Raw genomic sequence first — 24,133 nt, 5'->3', positions numbered from 1 at the left:
ACGACGCGCCATCGCATCGGCCATGCTCATCCTTCTCATGACGCCCTCGCTCGCGGCCCTGAGGTCCGGCGCGGAGGCGGAGGCACCGGTCGCGATCGACCCGATGCTGGCCGCCGTGCTCGCGCGCTGGATCCAGAACGGCGGCGTCGACCTCGACGCCGTGCCCACGCGCGCCGACGCGGCCTTCGAATTCTGGACCCGCCTTGCGGCCGGGCCGGATCTCGCGGACGTCGCGGAGCCGTGGCTCGCCTATCGCCGCGCGTTCGGCCTCGACCTCGACCCTTCCGAAGCCCGCGCCCTCGCGGCCTTCGAGAAGGAGCATCCGAACGTCGCGCGGGAAGTCGGCCGCCTCGCCGCGAGCGTGGCCGTCGCCGAGACGCTCCGCGCGAGCGTCTTCGACGTTCTCGATCCGGCGGAACGCGCGCGTCTGCCCGGCCTCGCCGCCGCGCTCGCGCGGGAGGACGCGCTCGCGCCCTCGGACATGGCGCTCATCGCCAAGCTCGACCTCGAGCTGCTCGGCCGGGCCGGCGCGCTCCTCGCGCGGGCCGCGCAGGATGCGCCCGCGCGTCTCGCCGAAGCCGCCCGGCTCGACGCCGCGAGGGCGCTCGAGCTCGCCGCCCGCCGCGACGGCCTCGCCGCCGTCCAGCGGGAGACGGGATGGCCCGACGTGACGGCGCGCGAGCCCTCGGTCGCGGAACTGGTCGCGCCGTTCGCCGCGGAGCCCCGACGGCCGGGCGGCGACCTCGTCTCGACGCTCGTCCGCGCCGGCGCGAGCGATCGCGAGGCCTTCGCGGCCGCGGCCGCGACGCCCGCGTCGCTGCGTGGCCCGATCGCGGAGCTTCTCTCGGCCGCGCTCGTCGACGACCCCGAGGAGGCCCGGGGCGCGCTCGGCGCCTTCGTGCGCCTCGAGCAGCGTCTCGCCGCCGAAGCCTACCGCGCGTCGACCGAAACCCCCGGCCGCGCGCGCGAGTCCCTCGGACTTCCGCGCGCGATCGGCACCGTCTCCGTCGCCTCGCCCGCGTCCGTCGTCGGCCCCGCCCTGGCCGACGCCCTCGCCGCGCCCGTCCCCGGTCCCGTCCGCGTCGCGTCGTTCGGCGACGGCCTGGCCGCGCTCCACGCGAACCGCGGCACTGCGCCGGGCGAAGTCCCCGAGCTCGACTTGACGATGGATGCCGCCCTCGGGACGCTGCTTCTCGCCATCGCGACCTACGAGCGCGATTTCGGGGCCGAATCGGCCGAGATCCGCGCGCTCGAGTCCGCCCGCGCGACCGCGCGCGAGCTCCTCGAGGACGGCGTCCGGTCGGGCGCGGACTTCGCGCGCCTGCGGGACGCCGTGAGGACCGAGCTCCGCCACCGCGAGTCGCTTGCGGGGGCGGTCATGACGATCGTCGACGCCGTCGAGCACGTGCGCGCCGCGACGCCCACCGGCGGGATGCGGACGTCCGCGAGCACGACCGCGGGCGGAGACGACGTGATCTACAGGGACAGCTTCGTGGTGATCACGGGCGCGGGATCGTCCGAGCACACGTTGCAGGATTTCCACAAGGCGCCCGTCCTTCTCGTCGACCTTGGAGGCAACGACCGGTACGCGGCCCCGATCGGCGGCGTCGATGCCGGAGATCCCGACCTCGACTCGGGCCACCCGTCGCGCCTCGCGCGCGTCTCGATCGCGCTCGACCTCGGGGGCGACGACCGCTACGAGACGGACCAGCCGTGGGTGCTCGGCGCGGCGCGCGGCGCCGGCGGCGCGCCGGCCTTCGCGCTCTTCCTCGACGCCTCGGGCGACGACGTCTACGCGCTCGCCGGTCCGGCCCTCGGCGTGGGCTGGGACGGATTCGGCTTCGCGTTCGACCTCAGCGGCAACGACCGGTTCCAGGTCGCCTCGCGCGGCCTCGGTTCCGCCTCCACGACAAAACCGGGCGACGTGGGGATCGGCATCTTCGCCGACCGGCTCGGCAACGACAATTACACGAGCGGCTCGGGCTTCGCGAGCCTCGCCGCGACCGCGACCGCGCGCTCCACGACGGCCCTTTTCGTCGACGGGGGCGGCATGAACAATTACACGGGCGTTTGTTCAAACAACCCCGCGATCTCCTGCTTCGCGTCGCCGCGGCCGAGGGAGGGCGGAAGCTTGACCGGAACGGTGGTCTTCGCGGACCTGGGCGTCAACCATCCCACGAAGTATCCCCGTCCCGGCGACCCGAACAACGGACCGCTGGGAGGCAACGCCGGCTCGTCCGCCGCCGAGGTCGTCGCCGGTTTCAACCGCGCGACCACGGAAGGCGGGCCGCCGCCTCCCCCCACGGGCTACATGTACCCCGATCCCGATCGATCGTATGCCGTGATCACGAACGGGGTCGGCGTGAACCTCGCCGACGGCGACGGCGACGGGCTCTACGACCAGTACGACCCGTCGCCCGAACGCCGATCGAACCCCGACGACACGGACGGCGACGGCGTCCCCGACGAGATCGAGTCCCTCCTGGGCACGTCGCCGGATGACGCATCGAGCCGGCCCATCGACGCGACGTCGCCCGAGGGATCCTCCTCGGGCCTCCTCGTCGATCTTCCCGGCATCCTGGCGATCGGCGCCGCCGGGGTCCCGAGCCGCTTCGAGTCGACCTACCGGATCTCGATCGACCTCGGCCTCGACGACGCCGACGATTATCGCGGCGACGTCGCCTCCGCGGCGTCCAACGTCCCCGCGTCGGTCACGAACGTGGCGGGCGGCGAAAACGCCTTCCGCAATCTGCGCCGGACGTTCCCGGTCAGCATCGGCCTCGACTTCGGCGGCGACGACGCCTACACCCCTTCGAACCGCAACGGGAGCCTCGCCTCGGCGACGGGCCCCTCCGTGGCCCTCCTCGTGGACTACGGCGGCGACGACCGCTACCGAGCGCACGGTTTCGGCCTCGCCGCGGCCGCGGGCGTCGGGTCCCTCGCGATCATGGTGGACGTGGCGGGCGACGACCGCTACGAATACCCCTATGGCGGCGCGCTCGGGTTCGCGATCGCGGGAGGCCAGGCCGCCTTCGTCGATCTCGCGGGCGCCGACCGCTACGTGGCGCCGACCCAGGGTCACGTGTTCCACTTCGGGGGAGGCGGGTCGCAGGCGATCTTCCTGGATCGCGAGGGCGACGATGTCTACGACGTCGGCACGATTCGCGACTTCCAGGTGGCGCCTCATCTCGCCCGCGGTCACGCCTCCGGCACCGCGCCCGCGCCGGCCGCGCCGGTCGTCCCGACCTTCCTCGACCTCGGAGGCCGCGACACCTACACCGAGTGGGACGCGGTCCGCGGCCAGCGCGACGCCGCGCGGTTCGCGAAGGACGACGCCATCCGCTTCCGATCGATCGAATCCTCGAACAACGGAATCCTGGGCACGTTCATCGACACCGAGGCTGGCAGCAACAAGGACGGGACGTCGCCCACGGACGCCGATCTCGTCGAGGCCCTCGCGGACACCGATCCCGGGGCCGGCTCCGACGGGCCCGTCCAATCCCCCGGCTTCCTCCTGCGCCTCCCGCGCTTCGGCGTCGCCGTCGGCGACGACACGGCGTCGGTCTGGAACCACGGCCAGGATTACGCCCTCTCGATCGACCTCGGCGGGAACGATCGCTACACGGGCCGCATCGGCGCGACATCGCCCGCCTGGTCGACGTCGCTCCACGTCGACGTCGGCGGATCGGACGAATACCTCTACGAGGGCGGCACCGAGCTCAGCCGGTGGCGCCCGCTCAGCGGCGCTCCCGCCGGCGCCGTGAACCCCGCGCCGCCGTCCGCGCCTCTCTGCGGAAACAGCTACTGCGAATCGTTCGTGGGATCGGCCCACGGCGCGGGCGTTCTCGGCATCGGCGTCCTCCGCGACGGCGGCGGGCGCGACGTCTTCCACGCCCGGGTGACCTCCTCCGCCTGCAACGGCTGCAACTTGCTGCCGCCCATCTACGGCGTCTTCCAGGGCGCCGGACTCCTCGGCGTCGGCATCCTGTCGACCACCGGTCGCGCGAACTTCACGGCCCGCGCGGGTCCGCTCGAGCCCGTGGATCCGGCCACGACGATCGTCCCGAGCGCCTGGACGCACGCGCAAGGGGCCGGTGTCCTCGGGTATGGGCTCCTCGCGAGCGACGGCATCGGCGCGGACGAGTATCTCCTCGAAACCAAGAACGTGGACGCGAACGCCCGCGCCTCCGGCCAGGGTTTCGGCCTCGGCGGCGTGGGCATCCTCGTCGACGCGGGCGGCGACAACGTGCTTCGCGCGAACCGGTCGGCGCAGGGCGCGGGTTTCGCCGTGAACGGGATCACCGGTTCCGGGATCCTCGTCTTCGCCGGACCCGGGAACGACGACCTCGGCGCCGAAAGCGACGCGCAGGGCCATGGCGCCGCGGGATCGACGGGTATCCTCATCGACATGGAGGGCGACGACCGGCGCGTCCTGGCGGGGACCAACCGCCCCGGCCAGGGCCAGGGTTTCGGGGTCGCGAACGGCGTCGGGCTCCTCGTCGACAACCGCGGCGACGACTTCTACGGCTCTTATTACAACGGCGTGGCGGACCTCACGCAGGGGGCGATGAACGTCGGAAGCGGTATCCTCCTCGATTTCGGCGGAGACGATCGCTACGACGCCGCGGGCAGCGCGCAGGGCTGGGCCCCGGCCGCAAGCGGCATCGCGCTCCTCTACGATCGCAACGGCAACGACACGTACCGCCTGCGTTCCACGGCCCTCGGTCACGGCCGCGGCCCCGCGGGTCCCGCCGTTCTCGGGGCCTTCGTCGATCTCGGTGGGCAGGACGTCTACGAGGCTTCGACGCCCGCGAGAAACCGGCTTCGCTGGGCCTCCGGTCCGCCCTCGATCGGGTGGGACAGCGAGGACGCCGAATCCTCCTGGAACCAGGCCACGAACCCGCTCGTGAACGTCCTGGGGACGGGCGGGCTCGCGCCCACCTTCCGCATCCTCTCGCCCGCGGGCGCGCCCGCGACGCTGCCGATCGCCTCCACGGTCGTGCTCCGGGTGGTCGCGAGCGCGTCGACGAACGCGCAGGTCGCGAGCCTCGCGGACACGCTCGTCGACCGGGTCGTCTTCTACATCGACAACCGGAGCGTCGGCACGGGCGTCCGCAGCGCCGGCGGCCACAACTACGCGTGGTCGCCCAGCGTCACCGGAGCCGACGGCTGGCCCGTCCACGACGACGGCTTCCGCAACTTCGCGGCCGCGGTCCATTTCCGCTCGGGAACGCCGACGGGCGCGGACGGGACCGGTCGGCGCGTTGCCGTGGACACGATGCCCATCACCCTGTCCATGCCGAACGTCGCGGTCGACAGCCCGCCTATTGCGCGCGCGCCCGCCATCGCGGCCAACGTGTCGGGCGCCCCGGGGACCGTGCCGTTCGTCCTGCGCGTCGATCGCGACCTCGAGCGTTCCGTCTGCAGGGTCTGCAACGTCACGCTCGACGCTGGACCGGATCCCTGGGCGAACCTCTCCACGCCGCGGCTTCCCTATCAAGAAGAAGACAGCTCCTGCATCGGCCAATGTCCGTCCGTCGCGCCGACGGTGATCCGCGCGGGCGGACGCGTGTACATCTCGTGGGATCCGCCCGCCGTCCCGCCCGGGCGTCTCGTGGTGGGCTACGACATCGTGAAGATCGGGGACGTCGAATCCGAGCGCATCGCCTTCGTGGACGCGCGGGCGCCAACGCGGTACCGCCTCGACGAACCCGCGGATGCCACGGCATTCACCGTCGACGCGATCTACATCGAGACGACCGGCGTGAGCTACGCCCGATCCGATGTCGTAGGTGTCGGCGAAGAGCAGGGCCCCGGGCCCGCCTCGGGACTCCGGCACGCAGGCGAGGCGAACCGCGTGCTGCTCGCGTGGCGCGCGGCCGACGGCGCGGCGAGCTACAGGATCGAGCGGGCGCCGGACGCGACGCCCCAGGCGTTCGCCGTCGTGGGGACCTCCAACGGAACGACCTTCCTCGACGTCACGCCCGTCCTGGACCAGCGCTACCGGTACCGCGTCATCCCGATCGACGAATCCGGCCGCGCCTCGCAGGTCGCTTCCGAGACGATCCTCGCGCGCGCCGCTCCGGGCCACCGCGTGAACCTCTCGCTGCAGAACGCGACCGGAACGACGACCATCCAGAAGTCGATCCCGCTTTCGGGCCGGACGGATCACGTCCTCGCGTGGGACGCCGGCCGGTACCCGGTGAAGGACGGGACGTACCGGCTCGTCGCCGAAACACGGGACGGCCAGGACCGCGTCGCGACCGCCTGGACGCCGGTCGTCGTCGACGGCACCGCGCCGCGCACGGTCTGGAACGTGAGCGCGTGGCTGAACCTCGACCACGCGACCGACTTCGGCGTCGCCGTGCCCTTCGTGACCCGCGACGACGGCACGGGCATCCTCGAGACGACGACGTCCTTCCGCGTGAACGACCAGCCCTGGACGTTCGGCCCCGACATCGTCGTCAATCCGGCCCAACGCAACGACGTCCTCTATGGCCAGGCGATCGTCCTCGGCGCCAACCACATGGACACGATCGAAGTGGCCGTAGCCTCGATGGACCGGGTCGGGAACGTCGAGCACGCCGACCGTCCGCTGCCGTGGTCGGGCGGCGCCCGACACGCCTCCGACGGCATTCCCTTCGCGATCGCCGCCCACGGCGTCCAGCGCTACCAGATCGACCTGCGCGCGCCGGTCCTCTCGGGACCGGTCGTCGAGGCCACCCTGCGGCCCGGCGAGACGCTGCCGCTCGCCATCCGCGTGTCCGAATCCGGAAGCGGGCTCGAATTCATCCGCGCGGAGATCGGCATCGGGGCGCCGGTTCCGCTCGTGTCCGACGGCGGACCCGACCGCGTGGGCGTCTGGACGGCGGGCGAGCCGGGCCAGCACCTCGTCGTCGTCCGCGCCCGCGACCGCGCGGGCAACGAGGCCACCCTCAACGCAGGTCTCGTGACCGTCGACGCGGAACCGCCCACCGTCGCCCAAGCGGCCGTCGAATTCGCAAGCGGCGCCGCGGCCGCCCGCCCGGGCGCCAAGGGGCGCCTCGTCGTGCGCGCGACGGACGACTACTCGAGGCCCGACAGCCTCGCGGTGGTCGCGGACCTGTCGAACCTGACGTCCGCGACGACGGCGAAGCTCCCGTACGACCGCCTCCGCGGCGTCTACGCCTCCGCCGAGTTCGTCGTCGACCGCATCCCCGACGGGACGGCCGTCGTGCCCATCCAGCTCACGGACCCCGCCGGCAACGTCCGGGTGCATCACCTCGAGGTCGTCGTGGACGGCGCGCCCATCCGCGCCACGCCCGCGGAAGTCGTCGCAACCGGTCCCGACTGGGCCGTGATCCGGTGGACGACGGACGCGACCGCGCGCGGCACCGTCGAATACGGCCTGCGGGCCGAGCAGCGGCTTCGAACGCCGCTCGGCGGCGAAGGCCGGACGCACGAAGTGAACGTCACCGGCCTGCGTCCCGAAACCGAATACGTGGCCCGCGCCTTCTCGGTCACGCGATCCGGGATCGAGACCCCCTCCGAGTTCTTCACCTTCAGGACCGGGCTCGCCCTCAAGGTCGACCTCGAGCCCCTGCAGGGCTTCCCGGCCTCGAACGGCGGCGCCGCCGTGCTCCTGCGCGTGCTCGACCACCTCGGCGCGCCCGCCCGGGGCGCTCCGTCCATCGAGGTGCTTCTCGTGCCCAAGCGGGGCCCGACTCGAACCGTCGCCGAGGTCGAGGGAGCCCGACCGGGCGCCGTGAGCCTCGCGATCCCCGACGTCCGCGACGGCGACTACGAGATCGTCGCCCGCGCGCGCTCCCCGGACGGCCGCGGCGAAAGCGTCGCGCTTCCCTTCACGCTCGACCGCGTGGCGCCGTTCGTGGTCGCGCCCGCGAAGCTCGTCGGCGCGCCGGGCGGCATCCTGGCCCTCGGCGTCGAGGAGCGGGGCAGCGGCATCGCGCTCGATTCGATCCGGTGGACGTTCGGCAAGGTTGACTGCGCGGCCACGTGGCGCGACGGAACCCTCAGCTGCCGCATCCCGGATCACCTGAAGACGACCCACGTCGATCTTCGCATCGAGATCGGCGACAAGGCCGGCAACGTCGCGGTCTTCGAGCAGGCCGTCCGGCTCGACAGCGCGGTCGCGGCCTTCGTCGAGGCGCGCCTCGTCGGCGAGAGCGACCCCCACATCCGGAATGGCGGACGCGCCCTCATCGTGGCCTGGGTCTCGGGAAGCCCGGCCCGGACGGTCACCGCGGACCTGAGCGCCTCCGGAGGCCCCGCGCGCTGGCCGCTCCTCGCGAGCCGCGACGGCGCCCAGTGGACCGGCTATTGGCCGGTGCCGGAGACCTATCGATCGCAGCGTTTGCAGGCGACCCTGACGGCGGTGTCCGCCTCCGGGGCCACGACCTCGATCGACCTCGAGGGCGTCGTCGACCTCGCGGCCCCGGTCGTCCTCGCTTCGACGGTCAAGCCGGGCGTCGCCACCGCCGACATCGAGGTCGTCGCGGACGAGCCGGTGCGTCTCGTCTCGAGGGCCGGCGGTCGCTCGTTCTCCACGGAGTATTACGATACGCGATCCACGCTGCGGATCGCGGGCTTGGCGCCCGCCTCGTCCACCTCGCTCACGGTGGACGTGATCGATCGCAGCGGGCGCGCGAGCGTCCTCGCGCTCACGGTCGTCACGGAGCCCGACCGCGAGGCGCCGACCGCGGTGTCGCGCCTCGAGGCCCTGGCCCTCGGCGACGGCCGCATCCTCGTCCGATGGGAAGCCGCCACCGACGACGTCGGCGTCGAGCGCCATCAGGTGACGCGCATCGTCGATGGAAGCCGCTCGACGGTGGATGGCGACCACGCGCAGCGGTCCCTGGTGGATCGCGTCGAAGGATCGAAGGAGGTCCTGTACGAGGTTCGCGCGGTCGACGCGACCGGCAACGTCGGACCGGCGACGACCGCGTCCGTCGTCCCGATCGCGACCATCGCGCTCGAGCGCGGAACGGTGGAGCCCGCGATCGCCGGCCCGGGGCCGTTCCGGTTCCGCGTCTTCGCGCCCGGACCCTGGAATCCGGATCTCGCCGTCGCGGTCGCCGTGGATGGGATCAAGTTCCCGATGCGCACGCGCGCGGAGCACTGCGACGACGGCTGCTGGTACGAATCCATCGTCGAGGTCGGCGTCGAGACGCTCAACTCCGGGCCCCACCGCTTCGCGTTCTCCGCGCGCCTCGGCCAGGCCGAGGCCGCGTCTGAAACGCTCGCCGGACCCGTCGTCGTGGCGGGGCTTCCGCCGGCTTCGTTCGCCACGCTCGCGTCCGCCACGAGCGCCACGACCCCCCTGCCTTTCCTCGTCCCGATCGCTTGGGCGATCTCCGCCTGGATCGCCCTCATCCTCGACCGAAGGAGGACCCGTCCATGAGATCCCGTCAGAATCTCGTCGTCGTTTGCTTGCTGATCCTTCTTGCCGCCGACATCGCCGTCCCGCTCGCCTCGGGATACCACGAGCGCGAGAAGATCGCCGATGGATCGTCGGAAGCGCCGGAAACGCCGCTCCCGGTCCCTTCGACGGTCGAGCAGGTCCGGCGCGACGCGCTCGCGGCGCTCGACGAATCGGCGCGCGAGATCGGACGCCTCGCGGGGCAGGCCGGCATCGAGCTCGCCCTGCCGCCTCCGCTGCCGAGCCCGGTCTTCGTGGACGGGATGGATCCCGGGACCCGACAAGGAGGATACGGCGATTACGCGGAGATCGGCCGCCGCAGCTGGATCGTGGCCGAAGGCGCGGGCTGGAACGGCTCGGCCGGTCGCGCCGTCTCCGGTCCCGACGCGGCGGGCTACGCCGGCGGGGAGCGTCTCCTCGTCTCGCCCGCGATCGACCTCTCCGCGTATCCGCTCGCCATCTGCGGGACGCCCTTCCTCTGCGCCGACATCTCGGACATTCCTCTCAACTCCGCCTGCGTCGCCTACGTGCTCGTCTGGGGCAGGCTCTACGCCCCCTCGCGCCCGCAGGCGGGCGACCCGACCGGCGGCATCCCGCTTCGCGCCTGTCTCGAGGCCGCGGACCTCCGTCACGCCGACGCGCTCCGGCTCGGCGCCATCGACGACCAGGTCAACCTCATCCTCAAGCACCGCTTCAACATCGCCCGCGACATCGACGGCGCCCAGATCTGGGGCTTCCCGTTCGACCCCGTCGACAAGCTCAACTCCGGCATGCCCCTCGCGAACATCTACCGCGCCGGGAAGCTGCTCGTTCCGCTGAACGGCTCGAGCTACACGCCGCAGGTCGCGGGTCTCATGAACCAGCCTGGATTCACGGGCGCGCGCGATTGGGAGACGCTCGTCTTCGACATCACGCCCTACGCGGGCCAGAAGATCCATCTCGGCTTCCGATTCGTCGCTTCCCAGCGCGCGGATTCGGAGGGGCCCTCGTATTTCCGGACGCCCACCTTCGACCGGCCGACGGATTTCGGCTGGACCATCGACGATCTCGAAATCCTGGGTCCGGCGCTCCAGAACGACGCGAAGGTGCACGCGATCGACGTCCCCTCGATGCGGAAGGGCGACGACGTAACCGAGTACATCGCGCGCGACGAGCCGATCAACGTCACCGCGACCGTCCTGAACGCGGCCTCGCTCGAGCAGCGGCTGCGCGTCACGTTCACCGTGACCGGCCTGTCCGGGGGCGACCTCACCGCGAGCCAGGAGGCCACCCTCGCGCCCGGCGCGGTCTGGACGCCGAGCCTTGCCCTCCGCACGCCCGCCGCCGAAGGGGCAAAAGTCAGCGTGACGGTGAAGGCCGAAACCCTCGCGAAGGGGGGCGGCGCCATGACCGACCCCACGCCCGAGAACAACGCGAAGGTGCAGGAATACGTCGTTTCCACCATCCGTAACATCGTCGCCGACCTCTCGATCCCCCCCTCGTCGGCGATGGTGGACGAGGACGAACCGGTCGAAGCGAGCGGCGTTCTCCACAACCGCGGAAACAGCGCCGAAATCCTGACGTGGCGGATCACCGACACGTCGACCCCGAAAACGATCGAGGCCGCGACCGGCGTGATCGTGCTCAAGCCGGGGACGTCGGCGGATTGGAAGTGGACGCTGCGATCGGCCGATCGGGGCCAGCACAACGTGACCTTCACGGCGGCAAGCGCGGGCCTCGTCGCGCGCGACGTCGCCCATTATTACGTGCGCTCGTCGCCTCCGCCCCTGTTCGCGGACCTGGACCGCGTTCCCGATCCCGGCTGGCTGCCGGTCGAAGGCAGCGCACCCGAGGTGTTCGACGGCGGCTACTGGGGGAAGGGGCCCGCCAACAACCAGGCCCAAACGTCATTCCACGTGCTCCCGCTCCCGCTGACGTACCCCCGTTACCAGGACCTCAAGCTCACGATGCGGTACATGACCGATCGGTCGGCGATCGTCGTCGATTTCGCGCCGAGAGGCGCCATCTCGGTCGGACCTCGCGAGACGCTCTACGGCGACGCGGCCAACGAACCGCTCGTCGTCTGGTCCTCCGGCCCCGTTTCGCCGCGCGGACGCGCGGTCTGGCAGGAGATCCGGTACGTCGACACGCCGGAAGCGAGCGCGCGCCGCCTCATCGAGGAGGACCGGACGTGGCACTACTTCTCGACCGACATCATGCCGGAGGCGGGTCGTGGTTACTTCAACCTCTGGAATCCCTCGCTCTACGAGCTGCGCATCAAGCAGGTGCTGCTCTCGGGCGACGTCTTCATCGACGACCTTCGCGTGACGGGCGTCCCCGAAGGCGGCCTGGAGAAGGACCGGGTGGAGCTGTTCCGGCTGACGGGCGACGAGAGCGACCTCATCTACCCCCCTCGCACGCAGACCTACACGGTCGGCGCGATGCGCGACGTCGGATACCGGGATGGCTGGTACCTCGTCAACGCCACCATGGCGAAGCAGGCCTCCGAACAGGGCTTCGCCGTCATCCAGTGGACGAACCGGACCAACCTCGGCCAGCCGCACCGCTTCACGGGCTTCGACAACGCGCCCGTCCTCTGGCAGGGCTTCTTCTTCGACAACTCGAGGCATCCGTTGGACACGCGCAACATCCAGATATCGCAAAATGCGACGCGCCTCATCTCGCCTTCCCTCGTCCTGCAGGGCGCCGTCGATCCCGTGCTCAGGTTCGAGCACGAGTACGGATTCCAGGGCGCGATCGACGACCTCGCGGCCGCGCCGAGATATTTCATGCACCGGACCTCGACCGTGGACCTTTCCTACAAGCGGTCCGACGGCCAGTGGTCGAGCTGGATCAGGCTCGAGCCGGTGGGCAACTATCCGCATTACTTCGAAACCACCGCGAACGGCATGCGGCGAGAGCCGGCCACGCATGGAGCGGGCACCTTCTTCCGCGGCGGTGACGGGTACTTCTGGCCCGGACCGTGCACGTTCCCCACGGCATGGTGCACCAACACCGTCTCGCAGACCCTCCTCGGCCCCGACGGCAATCCCTACCTCTGGGACCTGCCGACGTCCCGGCGCGAGCCGGCCATGTTCCGCTTGAGGGACCAACCTGCGCTGTCCGAAATCGATCTCGAGGGGCTCGAAGTGCGCTTCGCGTTCCACATCTCCGCCCGCGAATTCCTTCCACTGGATCGCACCGACACGAGCCTCTGGAGGATCGGAAGCGTCCAGGTCGACCCCGTCTCCACCTTCGCGGTCGACGCCGCCATCACCAACGTCGACATCCCCGTGGCGTACGACTGGCGCCTCCTCGGGCTCGGCCCCGGAAGCGTCATTCCGATCAACGTGACGCTCGCGAACGTCGGATTGTTCCGGGAGGACTTCACCGCCCGCATCGAAGTCCGCCGACTCGGCGGCGAAACCGTGGCCGAATTCGAGTCCCGGGCCGGCGAGCTGCTGCCCGGCGAATCCAGGAACATCGTCGTCCGCGCGCAGATCCCGCACGGCGAGGACATCCTCTACGAGATCGTGGTCACGGCGCTGCCGTCCAACGGGACGGCGGCCCGGGACGAGAACGCGTGGAACGACGTCGTGGCGATCGGGCGCGACGGCTCGCTGTTCGCCAAGACGCGCATCGACCTCAACGCGTGGAACGGCGTGTTCCCGACGGACGGAAGGACGACCCTGCCGCGCGTCCTCTCGACCGGCATCCGCAACCTGGGCAACATCGCGGTTCCGGATGCGGAGCTACGGCAGCGCATCGAGCGCATCACGGATCGGGGCGCCGTCCTGGTTTCGGAGCACGTCTGGAAGCTCGAGGACGCCATCGTGGCGGATCCCACGTCCGTCACCCTCGCGCGACTGCTGAAATCTCCGCTCGCCGAGGACGTGGCTTTCTTCACCCCCGGCGAGCCCGGCAACTTCGTCGTCACCTTCGAAGTCGTGCTGCCTCCCGAGTACCGCGACCACAACCCCGACGACAACCTCCATCGCTCGTTCCTCACAGCCACGGAAGCCATCATCGCCGACGACTTCGAATCGGGATTGGCCGCGTGGACGACGAACGGGGACGCGCTGTGGTCGAGCGGCGACGGATTCCGCGGCGGACGGGCGCTCGTCGGCGGCAACGCCTCCGGCGGACTCGTCAAGGCGGACGCCCACGGCTGGATCGAATCGCCCACGATTCCCCTCGCGAACCTCCGCGAGGCCAAGATCAACTTCCTCGCGCGATACGACCTCGAGGACGCTTACGACGGCGTCACGGCCGAGTATCTCGGGGAGAACGGTTGGGTCTCCATCGCCCCGGCCCGGCGCGACGGCGCTCTGGGGGCGTACCCCTCGCAGATCGTCGGGTCGAACCCGATCTCGCGGTCCACCTCGCCCGAGCGATGGCTGCCGGCATTCTCCGGCAATTCGCGCGCCTCGGAATTCAACCTCGACGGCTGGACGCCGGTATCCTTCGACCTCAGCCACGTACCCGAGCTGACCGAAACGGTCACGCTCATGAACGTCGAGATCCCGAGCCTCGCGGGCGAGCCCATCCTTCCCGCGGGTCGCGAAGTCTACGTCCCGCGCTCGCTCGCGAACGCCTCTTCCGAGGACCGTTGGGAGATCCTCAACTTGACGGAGACGATGAGGCGGACGAACGGTGACGCGTTCTGGTGGACGGGGCGGAGCGCGGCGCCGCCCGCCGGCATCATCCGCTCGACGGAAACGTTGTCCCGGCAGATCGACATCAGCTCGATTCCCGCGAACGCGACCCTTTCCGTCACGTGGCGCGACTGGCGCGCCGGCCGGACCGGGGAATGGTGGACGGGCGTGGGCATGTCGGTCGACGTCACCGCCTTCCAGCTGATCAACAACGTCCCGACCGCGAATCTCGCGGCGACCCCGATCCGCCTTCTCGAGGTTTCGGAGGACGGCCAGTGGCACACGCTCACGCGGACCTTCGAAGGCTACAATCCGGCGCAGACGTTCGTGCTCAATTTCGTCGCCCAGCGTCATCAGACGGCCATCAACGATCTCGGGTGGGCCGTCGAGAACGTGACCGTCAACGCCGTCGTGAACCGGGACGGGCGGCCGGTCGTGGTGCAGAGCTTCATCGGCGCCGACGATTCCGCCGCCGAGATCGCCGCCTGGACGACGACCGGACAGTGGCAGCGCGCCGTCGGCATCGCGTCGCGGCCCGCGACGTGGTCCTCGACGGTCCGCGCCGGGCCGGACGGCGTCCCGATCCCGGCCTGGACGTTCGGGCTGAATCCCGCCACGCGGCTGAACGTGGATACGAGGCTCGTCACGCCGGTCGTCAACCTGACCTCCGTGCAGGGGACTCGCGCCTCGCTCGACATCCTCCACCGCCACCAGCTCCTGTTCCTCGACGGAGCCGCCGCGCCGCTCTTCGACAACACCATCGCGAGGACGACGCCCAATTGGACCACGAACCGCGCCTACCAGGCCGGCGTGGTGGAAGTGTCGTTGTACAACCGCTCCACGCAGCGATGGGATGCGTGGAAGCAGCTCTTCGCGGATTCCGAGGGACCGTCGCAGGCGCGTCGGCCGGCGCCGTTCCGCGTCGCCACGGGCGAACCCGCGGGCGCCCCTTACACGGCAACCCTCCCGGACGCCGGCGACACCTTCGACCGGTTCGTCCGCAACCTGACGCAGCGCTACGGACGCGCCACGATCATCGCCTTCGACGCGTTCGAAGTCCCGACCTCCTTCGTGTTCTCGGGCAACTCCGCGGGGAACGGCCAGACGTGGGTCCCCGCGAGGTTCGACCTGACCCCGTACATCGGCGAGCAGGTCCGCTTCGCGTTCCACGGCTGGTCCGGAGGACAGTGGGGCGGCGGCGAGCCGGGCCCGGCGAACCGCTTCTGGGAAATCGCGGACATCCGGGTGGTCGGAGAAGCGCTGAGCGGTCCCGACACCAAGCTGCGCTTCCGCCTCGGCACGGACGCGACCGGACGCGAGGGTTCCCTCGAGATCGACCAGTTCGAGGTCCTCGGGCACCCGTACGATCGGAGCGTGGCGCTCACGCTGGACGCGCCCGCCGCCATCGGGTCCACGGACCCGGCCGCGGTCCGGGTCGCGATCCGCAACCACGGCGCGGACGAGCGACGCTTCGTCGCCGTGGGCGTCCGGGAAGTGCGATCCGAGCCTCCGTCCCAGATCAACGTGGTCGCGGCGCCCATCACGCAGGCGACGGGTTATCGCGCGGTGGCCGGTCCCTTCCGGCTGGCCCCCGCGGGCGAGGCGGGATCGACGGCTGATTTCGAGTTCCTCATCTATCCGAGATCCGGGCAGAATCTCCACCGGCTCGCCTTCGAGGTCCTCGACGGCTACCTGACGCCGAACGGCCTGGCCTACGCCCCCGCGCGCGACGACGTTCCGCACAGGGCGCTGCGCGTGGTGGAGCTGCCGACGGCGGACATCACCAACGTCGTGATCACGAACCTGGCGAACGCCCCGACCCTGGTCCAGGAGCCGGGGAACTTCACCGTCTCGGGCGTGCTCGAGAACCGCGGCACGACGACCGCCCACGCGGCCATCCAGGTCCGCGTCGAGAAGGCGGGAACGACCCCGCCCCTCGAGATCGCGCGGTTCACCCTGCCCACCGCAAGCACGATGCCGCGCACGACGCGCGCCTTCGTGACGCCCAACGTGACCGTGACGGAACCGGGCAACTACATCGTCCGCGTGAGCGTCCTTCGGATCACGCCGCTTGCGACGACCACGCTCCACGTCGCGCCCGACCATCTGGTCAAGGTCTCGACGAACGAGGTCCGATGGACGTCCTTCTTCGAAGACGGAACGGACGGCTGGATGCTCGCGAACGGCGTTCGACGTGACGACGGTCGCGCGGCCTCGGGACGCTGGAGCCTCCTCTACGGTGCGACCGACGCCGAGTACGCGAGCGGCTCGCGCCTCGGAGGCGCCACGTTCCCGCAGACCGTGACGATCGTCACGCCCCCGATCGACCTGCGCGGCCTCGGCAACCGGCCGATGCTCGCGTTCAAGCATCTGCCCATGCTCGGAAACGGCATCGTCCTCGTGCAGGCCACGGTCCAGGGTTGCAATTCGTGGTCGACGCTCGCCGCCCTGCCTCCCGGCATGACCACGACGGGACGCCTCTCGGACTGGCAATCGGTATTGATGGACCTCTCCACCGCCAATCCGTTCTGCGGAGGCCCCACGTCCCTCGTCGGCCGCGTCGTGCTCGTGCGCTTCGTGGTCGCGGGGAACGACCAGGGATGGCGGCTGGACGACGTCGCAGTCATGGCTTCGGTCCCGACCGCGACGCCGCCCACGTGGGTCGCGCGCATCACGGACGAGGCGCACAAGGTCTATGCCTACCGCGTCGACAACCCGGGCGCTTCCAGGATCCGGGTCGCCTTCGAACTCGATCGCGAGCGCTCGGGGCTCCTGCCCGACCAGCTCGGGTGGTTCACCTTCGAGCCCGCGATCCTCGAGATCGAACCGCGAAGCCACGGGATCGTCAACATGCACGTGCGGACGCCCGCGAGCCGCGACAACGTCCTCGGACGCCTCATCCCGATCGTCCGCTACTTCAACACGGACATCCCTGAGGTTTCGCGGACGTTCCGCGCCGACCTGACGTTCGACCCCCGGCCCCGCGCGGATCTCTCCGTGAGCGCGCTCGTGGACGGCCGCGCCCCGTCGGTGCGCATCGCGGTCGAGGAGGCCATGCCGCACGAATTGACCGCGATCATCCGCAACCGCGGCGACGCCTCGACGCCGACGCTCCCCATCCTGTTCCAGGTCTCCTCGGATGAATCCAAGGAGGTCGTCTGGGAAGCGAGGGGCGACGTCGAAGGTTTGCCCCCGATCACGCAATCCGAGGAGAGCACGGTGGTCAGCGTCTCCTGGAAGCCCGCCTTCGGAAGCCGCGGCAACCGGACTCTGACGGTCGTGGTCGACCCGGATCGCTCGACGCCCGACGTGGACCGCTCGAACAACCGCATCTCGATCCCCCTCGAGGTCGTGCCCATCATCCGCCCGGATCTCTCGATCGCGCCGCAGGACGTGGCCTTCACGACCCTCGCGGGCGACCCCCTGTTCGAAGCCGCGCCCGGCGAGCTCATCCGCGTGCAGGCGACGGGGCGGAACCTCGGTCTCTCGAGCGCCCGCGCGGTGACGCTGAGCATCATCTCCGGCAGCACCATCCTCGGTCAGGAGACGTGGGACATCGTCGAGCCGGGTCGCTCCTTCACGCTGTCGCTCACCCAGTTCGCGCCCGCCGAGCCGAGCACCTACCGGTTCCTCGTCACGACGCAGGATCTCGAAGGCCGCAGCGAAAACAACCAGATCGACGTCGAGGTGCCGATTTATCCGCCCGAGCTCGTCGTGCCGCGGTCCTCGAAGCCGCATCCGCTGAGACCGGGTCAGCCCGCGTCGATCGTGTCGGAGTTCGAGAACGCGGGCCCGTTCCCGCTCCTCCTCAACCTCTCGGGCACGCTCGAAGGCGGCTCCGTCCTGCTCAACCCGGCGCGACTCGCGCTGGCGCCGGGCGAGAAGCGCTCCGTCGAGCTGTCCATCGCGACGCGGAGCGATCTCGCGCCGGGCCTCCACCTTGTCCGGGTCCTCGCTACGGGACCCGGCTTCAAGGCCGTCCGGACCTTCCCGGTCGAGTCTGAAGCCAACCCGGCGCTCGCGGTGACCGTGCATCCGGCCCAGGCGACGACCGTCGCCAAGATCCAGTACGACGCGGTCAACGTCGGGAACGTCGCGATCGAGCCCGTCGTCGTCCTGAGGGCCCGCGACGGCGCCGAGCTTGCGCGCTCCGATTCGCCTCGCCTCGCGCCCGGCTCGTCGCGCCTCGGAAGCCTGACCTGGAAGCTTCCCCCCGGCACGCCGCCCGGGACGATCGAGGGCGAGCTCATCGTCCTCGACGGGAAGTTGGAGCGCGCCCGCGGACCGGTCTCGATCGAGGTCGCCGCATGGGGTCGCGTCCGCGGACAGGTCGTGGAAGAGGGGCGCGACGAGCGCGGCGCTCGCCGATACGCGCTCGACCTCGCCTACGAGGGCAACGCGCCCTCGACGCGTTCGCTCGCGCTCTACGGCCTCGCCGCGGGCGACGGACGCTTCAACCGTTCGATCGTGGACCTCGCGCCCGGCAGGAGCGAGAGGATCCTGCTCACCGTGACGCCGGCGTCGGCCCCCGCGACGGGCCTCCGGGCCCTCCAGGTGGCCCTCATCGACCCGGCCGGGACGGCGCCCGCGATCGAGACGACCGATCTCGTCGAGGTCCTGATGGACAACCGCAACCCGAACCTGCAGCTGAAGTCGGCCGAGCGCGGGAGCGTGGATGTCGCCGCGAACGAGATGGTCACGTACCACGCCTCGATCCGCAACACCGGCGACGCGGAGGCCCGGAACGTCAGCGTGCGGCTCTTCGTCGACGGGCTCCTCGTCGACCACAAGGTCGTACCGGCGATCGGCGCCGGCATCGAGGACCGCGTCACCCTGGAATGGCGCGCCAAGGCCGGCGCCCACGCCGTCGCGATCCTCGTGAGCGACCCCGCGTCGGCGTCGCCGCCCGCGTTCGCGGAATCCGTCGAAGTGAAAGCCGCCCTCGTCGAGATCCCCAAGAGCATCCCGAACGCGGGTCCCCTCTTCGCGCTCGCGGTGCTCGCCCTCGCGTTCGCCGCCCGGCGGAGGGCCGGTCGATGAGGCTCCGCTTCCCGCTCCTCGTCGTCCTCGCCCTTCTCGTGGCGGACGTCGCCGTCGTCGGAGCGGGCGAGCCGCCGCGGCCCTTGTGGTGGGGACCGACGGGCATGACGGAAGGCTGGCATGTCCGCATCCCGGTCGCCGTCGACAACCCCTCCTCGCTCACGCTGCGGGACGCGACCGTCGCGCGGGACGTCGACGTGCGAGCCGCGCTCGCCGCGGCGGGGTGGAGCTTTTCGCGATCCGCCTCGGGCCCCGAGCTCCAGGGCTTCGAATTCGATCCGGCCTCCGTCCGCGTCGTCGAGTACCGCGGCCTCGGCACGGACTCGGCCTTCGACGGCTTCGTGCTCGGCGAGGTGCCGGCGCGCGCGTGGCTCGGCGGCGTCGTCGGAAACGCGGCCTTCGACGCGACGAAGTCGCCGTTCCTCCACGTGGAATGGGCGCTTCCGGGGGAGACGGCCCCGGGCTCCACGCGCTATTTCATGATCTACCTGGACGGCATGGCCAACGGACCGAAGGCCGCGAACGTGCTCGGCGCGCCCGATCAGGATCGCTTCGGCGGCCGCTACTGGATCTCTCGGGGAACCACATTGTACGGCATGGCCCAGCGTCTCATGATCACGACGCTCGAACCCGACACGAAGGTGACGATCGAGGGGTTCGCGGGCGGCCGCGCCCGCCCCATCCAGTATTCGTCGCAGAACGGGAACGATAATCCCTACACGACCACGGACGGCGAAACGAGGCTCATCCAGATCGGGACCACCCCGACGCCGATCCGGATCACGGCCAGCAAGCCCGTCGTGGCGGTCGGCCTGCCCCCTCCGTCCACGCAGCGGCTGTCGAGCGGGACCGTCGTGACGCTGTCGACCCAGGCGGGGCCCGTTCCGAGCGCGGATGGGAACCTTGTCGGACGCGAGTTCGTCCTTCCTCTCGTGAAGAACGGCTACATCCTCCTCGCCCCCGAAGGAACCGCCCGCGTCGAGGAGGGCGTCCAGACGCACGTTCTCGAACCCTCCAATCCCTGGCGCATCATACCCGTCGGGGACGAGGTCGCCGCTCCGGTCCACATCACGAGCGACGCGCCCATCATGGTCTGGGCGCTGCCCAATCTGAACCGCGACGCGGTCGGCATCGTCCAGGGCGTCTCGCCCTGGGGCGCCCCCGCTTCGTCCTCCATCCTCGCGATCGGGCAGACCCTCAGGATCTGCGATCCCCTCGGGACGACTCCGAACGGCAACGGACCCGATTGCCCGTCCGTGAGGCCTTGTACGTATGGATTCGTCTCGACCCTGGCGGGGCCGCAGGGCATCGCGCTCACGCGCGGCGCGACCGGCGTCTTCTCGGTCACGGGCTTCGACGGCACGAACTGGATCCGCGGTCGCCACATGCTTTCCGCCAACTACCAGATCCCGTCCCGCGTCGGGGATCGAAGCGACGCGGCCGAAGTGATCCTCGGCCGCCCGTTCGCGATGGCGGTCCGCGATCAGTGCTTCACCCGGTGGGACGCCGTGGAATCCGTCGCCTCGGAACGGATCGACGCGACGAAGGCCATCTCGGCCTTCGGAGGTTTCCCGAACGGGGTTCCCCTCACCGCGATCGGGGGTCGCGATGCACGCACGTTCAACCTCTACTGGCCCGCGAGCGTCATCGCCTTCCACGTCGGAACCGAGATCGCGATCACCGATGCCCAGGGAAGCGTCACGGAGATCGGGCTGACGGCGGGCGAGCTCGCCAACGTGGCGGCCACGGCCGCGGCGCCGGTCGTCGTGCGCTCCAACAAGCCGCTCGCGGTCCTCGGTCCGACCGCGAACGCGTATTTCGTCGGCCTCGACGAGACGCTGAAGACGCGCCTGCTTCCCAACCCCGACTATCGAGGCTACCTGCTCGACATCGCGCCCGCCGGCGACGGCAGCGAACCCGTCGTGGCCCTTGCGGGCGCCGGCCACACGGCCACTTTTGAGCTCGTCGTGCGCAATCTCGCCAAGGACCACCGCGGAAATCCCGTCGCAGACCGCGCGCGGATCACCCTGCCCCCCACGCCCCTCGGATGGACCGCAACCGTCTCCGACGAGGTCGTCGATCTTCCCCCGGGAGGCTCGAAGACGATCAAGGTCAGCGTGACGCCCGACGCGGCCACCCCGGAAGGGTCCCGGCTCTCGCTCGCCGTGACCGCCGTCTCGGAAGGCAATCCGCGGCAATCGGACAGGATCAACACCCTGACGCTCGTCCGGGCCACCTACGGCGTCGAGATCTGGTTCCACACGGAGGGGGGACCCAAGGCCGAGAATCTCCTGTCCCGCCCCGCCGAGAAGAACCGCATTCCCGTCGTGATCCGGAACAAGGCTTCCGTGCCCGACCGCATCTTCGTCGCGGCCGAGGTCCTCGGCAACGATTGGTCGGCGACGTTCGAATCGCCGCCGGGCCGCATCGTCGAGCTCGACATGGACGCGGGGGAGATCCGAACGCTCGTGCTGGAAACGACCGCGCCCGACGTCTCCGGAGGGTCGCAGTCGATGCTCGAGCTGACCGCCACGTCGACGTCGAACCTCGGCGCCGTGGACAAGATCCTCGCCAACCTCCGCATCAAGCCGCAGATCCGGCTCGACCTCGAAGCGAAGCAGACGCTTGTCGAAACGGCGCCCGGAAGCATGGCGCGCATGCCGCTCACCATCACGAACCAGGGGAAGCAGACCATCAGCGTCCGGTTCAACGTGACGGGCGTGGAGCTTCCCGGCTGGGGCTCGCCGGCCATCGAAGTCGGGTCGCACGCCATCTCCAACCTCGCCGGCATCGCCCCGGGTTCGAAGGTCCACCTGAACGCCACCATCCTCGTCGGGGCCAACGCCTCGCGCGGCGAGACGTTCGCCTTCCGCGTCCGCGTCGAGACCATTCCGCAGTTCGTCGGCGACGTCCCCATCTCCGATTCGGTCGACCTCAAGGTCCTCGCCGCGAGGCGTCACGATCTCGCGATCGAGATCCCGACCCCGTCCCTCGTCATGGACGAATCGGGACGGGCGAGGGCGCGCTTCGTCATCGAGAACAACGGCAACGGCGGCGAGACGTTGCGGATCATTCCGCGCTCGCTCCTCCCCGGATCGGTCGTGAGCCTCCCCCCGCCCGTCTCGGTGCCCGTCGGACAGATCCTCGAGATCGAGACCGACCTCGCGCTTCCCCTGCACGCGCCGCCGCGCACGACGGCGCTCGCCTACCGCCTCGTCGCGGACGACGCCTCGGCGTGGGAGCTCGAATGGAACCTCACCGTCCCCGAGCGCCAGGTGGTGACCCTCGACCCGGTCGAACCCGCGGTTTCCCTCGTGGGACGCACGCGGCCGACGAAGCTCGCGGTGATAAACGACGGCAACGTCCCCCTCCCGCTTCCGCCGCGTCTGCTCGGACCGGAGGGATGGCGCTTCGACTTCGCTTCGCCGAAACCCACGCTCGAACCCGGCGAGCGCGCCATCCTCTCGGCGGAGGTCACCCTCGCGCCCGACGTGAAGCCGGGACGCGCCCTGATCGCGCCGGACCCGGCGTGGGCCCGCGGCGCCGCCGTGCCCTGGGAAGCGCGAAGCGTCGTCCTCAGCGCGACCCCGGCGCCCTCCGAACCCGGGACCACCGCCGTCAAGATCCGCAACGCCGGCACGGGCGATGCCTACGACGTCGTCGTCGAGCTGGAGCAGGACGGTCGCGTGCGCGACCACCTGACTCTGCGTCGCGTCCCGGCGGGAGAGGAGGTCTATGCCGTGCTCGCGGGCCAGGGCGGCGCCGCCCGGGTCGTTGTCGACCGTCCCCTCGCGTACGGAGCGACACCGACGCTCGTCGACGCCGAGATCTCCGGTCGCGCGAACGTGCCTTTCGCGCCCGTCATCTTCATCATCGCCGCGGTCGCTTGGGCGGCTGTCACGTTCCGATCCCGCAGAAGCCAGGAGCCACCCCGATGAAACCCAGTCCCGCCGACCTCGCGCCCGTGAAGGATACCCTCGAGTCCGTCCTGTCCCAGGTCCGACAGGTCGTGGTCGGGAAGCACCAGGTCCTGAAGTACCTCGCCGCGGGGATGATCACCGAAGGGTGCCACATCCTGTTCGAGGACATGCCGGGCCTCGCGAAGTCGGTCATGGCGAGCGCCGTGAGCCACGCCTCGGGCTGCGAGTTCCGCCGCATCCAGTTCACGCCGGACCTCCTCCCCGGCGACATCACGGGCACGAGCATGTACAACCAGAGCGAGGGGCAGTTCACGTTCCGCAGAGGCCCGATCTTCTGCAACTTCCTCCTCGCCGACGAAATCAACCGCGCCTCGCCCAAGACGCAGTCGGCCCTGCTCGAAGCGATGGCCGAGAAGCAGGTGAGCGTCGAAGGCACGACGTACCGCCTGCCCGCCCCCTTCATGGTTCTCGCGACGCAGAACCCCGTGGAGCAGGAGGGAACCTACCCTCTCCCCGAAGCCCAGCTTGATCGCTTCATGCTGAAGCTGAGCATGGGCTATCCCTCCCGCGACGAGGAGAAGGACATCCTCAAGCGGCGCGCCCAGCGCGGCCGCGACAGCTTCGACGTGAAGGCCGTCGCGTCGGCCGAGTCGCTCGTCCGACTCGCGAAGATCGTCGAAACGGTCGTGGTGACCGAGCCCATCTACGACTACATCGCCGACATCATCGATGGGACGCGCCGGCATCCCGATCTCCACGCGGGATCGTCCCCGCGCGGCAGTCTCGCGCTCTTCAAGCTCGCGCGCTCGTGGGCCGCGATCCACGGCCGACCCTACGTCACGCCGGACGACGTGCGCGAGCTCGTCGTGCCCGTCCTGGCCCACCGCCTCATCCTGAAGCCCCAGGCGCGGCTTGCGGGAAGGACGACGAAGACGGTGCTCGAGGACATCCTCCAGAAGACGGCGGTCCCGAAATTCACGAACGCCGTGGCCGCCACGCCCCGGTCCATCGCCCCGTGATCGCGCCAGGGCGCTCGCTCCGGTCGCGCGCGGCCGCACGCGGGAGCGCCCCTGACGTCGCGCTCGCGCGCGGCGGGGTGCGCGCACTCTGCGCCGAGGCCG

Annotated in this window: 4 protein-coding genes; all 4 read left to right on the top strand. The window is 70.6% G+C overall.

The window, feature by feature from the left end; genetic code table 11:
- The first annotated feature begins 22 nt into the window (after window positions 1-22).
- From VM889_10350 to VM889_10335, 4 genes are read left to right on the top strand one after another with little or no spacing between them, the layout of a single operon-like run.
- The gene (locus VM889_10350) at window positions 23-9,400 is read left to right on the top strand and encodes a fibronectin type III domain-containing protein (protein HVL48946.1); all 9,378 of its coding nucleotides are present in this window, start codon (window positions 23-25) and stop codon (window positions 9,398-9,400) included.
- Window positions 9,397-19,092: a CARDB domain-containing protein gene (locus VM889_10345; GenBank protein ID HVL48945.1), complete on the top strand. Its 9,696-nt coding sequence runs from the start codon at window positions 9,397-9,399 to the stop codon at window positions 19,090-19,092. Before VM889_10350 ends, VM889_10345 begins: the two co-directional genes overlap by 4 nt.
- Window positions 19,089-23,030 carry a hypothetical protein gene (locus VM889_10340; GenBank protein ID HVL48944.1) on the top strand — a complete coding sequence of 1,314 codons (3,942 nt, stop codon included), beginning with the start codon at window positions 19,089-19,091 and terminating at the stop codon, window positions 23,028-23,030. The genes VM889_10345 and VM889_10340 overlap by 4 nt, the downstream gene beginning before the upstream one ends.
- Window positions 23,027-24,031, top strand: a complete 1,005-nt coding sequence (locus VM889_10335) for a MoxR family ATPase (protein ID HVL48943.1) — start codon at window positions 23,027-23,029, stop codon at window positions 24,029-24,031. Before VM889_10340 ends, VM889_10335 begins: the two co-directional genes overlap by 4 nt.
- Window positions 24,032-24,133: the final 102 nt, after the last annotated feature.

The organism is Candidatus Thermoplasmatota archaeon, assembly GCA_035540375.1.
Taxonomy (GTDB): Archaea; Thermoplasmatota; SW-10-69-26; order JACQPN01; family JAJPHT01; genus DATLGO01.
This window is presented reverse-complemented; position numbering and strand designations above follow the sequence as displayed.